Annotated in this window: 3 protein-coding genes; 1 reads left to right on the plus strand and 2 read right to left on the minus strand. The window is 61.0% G+C overall.

Annotation, left to right across the window (positions count from 1 at the left end):
• Positions 1–330: 330 nt before the first annotated feature.
• Complete coding sequence (locus tag R6U20_RS00680; RefSeq protein WP_410335947.1) at positions 331–1,128, minus strand: VOC family protein; 798 nt, start codon at positions 1,126–1,128, stop codon at positions 331–333.
• A 167-nt stretch (positions 1,129–1,295) separates the two neighbouring features.
• Positions 1,296–2,528, minus strand: coding sequence for an FAD-dependent oxidoreductase (locus R6U20_RS00685; protein WP_410335948.1), 1,233 nt, complete (start codon positions 2,526–2,528; stop codon positions 1,296–1,298).
• A gap of 311 nt (positions 2,529–2,839) precedes the next feature.
• Here R6U20_RS00685 and R6U20_RS00690 point away from each other — a divergent pair.
• Positions 2,840–3,849, plus strand: a 1,010-nt coding sequence (locus tag R6U20_RS00690) for a hypothetical protein (protein ID WP_410335949.1), incomplete at its 3' end; no start/stop codon positions are given.

The following is a 3,849-nucleotide window of genomic DNA, read 5'->3' on the forward strand; positions in this document are numbered from 1 at the left end:
CTCCCTACCGTCATGCTGAACGGAGTGAAGTATCTCAGGTCACGCGGATAGAAAACTTGTTTTGGGAATGCATGATATGGTGCTCCATCGAGAGGCCCGATTTCGAGCGCGAAAGGTTGGCGTCGCGATCCTTCCCCCGACCGTCGTCAGAGGTCAGGATGACCGGAGGATGAGGGTCCCGTCTTTTTCAGGTAGCTGTTAGATTGCAAGTAGTATCCTCAAACAGTCATCCCAGACAAGGCGCGCTTGGCGCCGCTGATCCAAGTCAGGGCATCCATCTTCCGCTGTAACCTCAGGGCCTTTCATATCCCACTGAAACCGCCATATCCGCTATACAACCTGCCCAGCCACCGCCTCCATCTGATCGAGCACGCGCTGGGTAAAGAGCGCCACAAGCCGACGCCGCACCTCGCGCTGATGGTCGAGGTAGAACGCGTACTCGTCTTCGGTGAAGTGCCCCGCCACGAGTCCCACAAGCGAGCGCTTCAGGCGACGGTCTTCTTTTAGGAGATTCCGCGCCTTCGCCTCCTGGTCGGCAGGGTCCATCTGCGCAAAGCCCGTATTGTATTTCTGGAGGTAGCGGGCCACCGTTGTCAGGATGAGCGGATTCTGCAGCTTGCAAATGGGACGCAGCGTGCGGCTCTGAAACTGCTCCATCGGGCGCTGCTCCTCGGTATCGACCGGTACGTACGGGCGGATGCGGAGCATGGCATCGTCCCGGGCATCAGCATCCAGTCCCCACAGTTCGGATGTAGCAAGCTCGATGCTATTCCCCGCCGGATCGCGCACATACAGCGACACGGCGCGCTCGTGATGCGGCCAGGTAGCCGTGTCTTCGATGGGAATATCGTGCGCGGCAAAGCGCTCCCGCCACGCCTCCACCTGACGAAAAGGGATCGCCAGCGCAACGTGTCCGGGTCCGTTGGCCCCGTGGGCAGGCAGCGATTCGGTTTCGCGCGTCACCTCCGCGATGAACACGTGTACAATGCCGCGTCCGCACTGGAATGAGAGATGGCGCTCGGGCTCATCAAACACCACAGGCAGGTTTAGCACCGTGCTGTAGAAGTGGCGGGCGGCCTCCAGGTCCGAGGCATACAGGCTGGTTTCGAGGACGTGGATGGGGCGCATGGGTGAAAAGGCTGTCAGGGGAAAGCAAGAGACCGAGCAGGAACTCGCGGCACCGTGGTTTCTCTGAACCGTCTTGCGGATACGTAGATTCAGCGTGCCACTGTCCCCTCCCCTTCATCGCAGGAAAGTCCATAGCTAAGTCTCCACAGCAGAACCACAAAGCATGATCAGGCTACCGCACCATTCGTGACTATGTCTGCATCGGTGGGACCTTGAGCGTCGTAGTGAGTCACAAACGTGTCGAGCCGGTCCGGGTCGTTAGCACCTGGTAGAGCACGCGTGGCGGTCTGACACTCCGCATCTACGTCGAGTTTGGTGCAGATGCGATCTGCGACCGCCTCGGCCATCTGACGGTAGGTTGTCAGCTTGCCCCCAACAATGCTCAGGAAGTTTTCTACCCCGTCGTCGGCATGATCCAGCACGAAGAACCCCCGCGAGATGCCACGGCGAGCGCTCTTCTGCTCGTCGGGCGCGTAGAGTGGACGTACGCCCCACCAGGTGCGCACCTCGGTCGCCTCGGCAACCGGAGGCAGCATCTTGGCGCACTCCTGAACCGACTTCTCGACTTCCCAGTCGGCCTCTTCGTACGTGTCGGGGTCGGAGACGGGGACGCTTGTTGTGCCGAGTACGACTTCGCTCTCGTGCGGAACGATGATGTCGCCATCATCGGGGTCGCGGCACCGGTTGAGTGCAGGGCCGAGGGCGTCGTACACCACCGAGATCATGACACCGCGCGACGGAGCCATCTCAACGTCAACGCCCGCCATCGCTGCGACTTGTCCGGCCCAGGCACCCGTTGCGTTGATAACGTACTGCGGTCGAACCGTTGCATCTACAGTTCCTCCCAGCGTAGCTCGGGTGATTCGCCCGTCTTCAACGACCAGACCCGTGAGCGGGGCATGGGGATAGACCGTGCCACCATGATCTTCAGCATCGGCGGCGTTGGCCGCGCTGAGGCGTGAGGGGTAGACGACTCCGTCGGGAACCCACATGGCGCGCTCAACGCGTGAGGAGAGCCCGGGCACGAGATTACGGGCGGCATTCCCATCAAGCACACGCGTCTCGATGCCGATAGACTCACAGGCCGCCTGCTTTTTGTCGAAGTAGTCCGGATCGTCTTCGGGAAGCTGAATGAAGAGCCCGCCTGTGTCACGGATGCACGATCCGGCGATTGAACGAAGCACGCGGTTTTCTTCGATGCACTCTTCCGCACCGATGCGGTCGGACTCCGCGTAGCGAGCCCCGCTGTGAAGCAGTCCGTGCGATCGGCTGGAGGCTCCGCTGGAGAGCCCGCTCCGCTCGGCGAGCATCACGTCGATGCCACGAAGCGCAAGATCGCGTACAATGCCGGTGCCGGTAGCACCACCGCCAATAACCAGTACAGTAGTAGAGGCTTCCATGGGAAGAAGGAGACTGAATACGTGGGAATGCGTGCAGGGCAATGACGCGCCCAGACAGGCTTTTAGAACGCTTTCGAAGAGTAAGGTAGCAGATCGCTTGCAGTTTTAAGGGCCTGTGTTGTTCAATCCTAAATGCAGATAAGACAGGCATTTCACACATCCACTTCCGGCGCAGCCCCGCCCGTGCAAACCCGTGTATCCTGACCCAGAAATCGCGACTGGCTACGTGACCTGGCATGTGGCGCGTTGCATTTGTTTCTTAGCATACACTGCTTCCCGACTATGCTTTCAATGCCCCAATGAACCACTTTATGCGATATCTTTTCGCTGCACTCATTGCATGCGGCATGCTCGTGATGGGCCTCGGGGCCTGCACCGCACCAGATACGACGTCTCTTTCACTGGAATCGGTCGAGGTGTCTCTTGAAAACGAGACTTTTGCACCCCGCCTTTCTGTGGATGCGGAGGATCGCCTGTTGCTTTCGTATCTGGAGGACACCGAGGAGGGACACGCACTGAAGTTTGTCCGTCATGATGGACGCGCATGGACGGCTCCACAGACGGTGGCTGAAGGGGCCGACTGGTTTGCGAACTGGGCCGATACGCCGGGTGTGCGTCCGGTGGGAGACTGGCTCTTTGCGCACTGGCTTGTGCGCAGCGGTCCGGTGGCCTATCACTACAGCATTCACGCTGCATGGTCGGACGACGGCGGGGCCACGTGGAGCGATCCGTTTGTGCTTCACGGCGAGGAGCGACCGGCCGAGCACGGCTTTCTCTCCTCCGTCGTGCTCAACGATAGCACGCTGGGTGTTGCGTGGCTGGACGGACGCCATACTGTTTCTGAGGAGACAAATCCAAACGGCGAAGCAGCTCACGATTCGCACGCGAGCTCGGGGGCAATGAGTCTGCGTTGGGCACGCCTCAAACCGGGTGAAACACGCCCAACACGTGATATCGAGTTGGATGTGCGGGTGTGCGACTGTTGCATGACGGCCTCGGTACGCGAGGGGGCGGATGTCCGCGTCTTGTACCGCGACCGCACCCAGGCCGAAATCCGCGACATTGCATCCGTGCGTGTTACCCCGTCGGGGCACCAGGACGAGGGCCGGGTGGCCGCGGACGACTGGGAGATGCCTGCCTGTCCGGTAGAAGGCCCTGCGGTTGCCCGGCGCGGCACCACCACCGATGCGGTCTGGTTCACGGGCAGCGAGAGCACGCCCAAGGTCTTCTGGGCCACGGCCCGCAGCGATTCAGGCGATTTCGGCGCGGCCACACAGATCGATCAGGGCGCCCCCGCCGGCCGCGTCGGAGCTGTGGCGGT

It is taken from the genome of Longimonas sp., from assembly GCF_046498435.1.
In the GTDB taxonomy this organism is placed as follows: domain Bacteria; phylum Bacteroidota; class Rhodothermia; order Rhodothermales; family Salinibacteraceae; genus Longimonas.

Coding starts and splice junctions, on each gene's coding strand:
- R6U20_RS00680 (WP_410335947.1), bottom strand. CDS start 1,128: ATGCGCCCCATCCACGTCCTCGAAACCAGCCTGTATGCCTCGGACCTG.
- R6U20_RS00685 (WP_410335948.1), bottom strand. CDS start 2,528: ATGGAAGCCTCTACTACTGTACTGGTTATTGGCGGTGGTGCTACCGGC.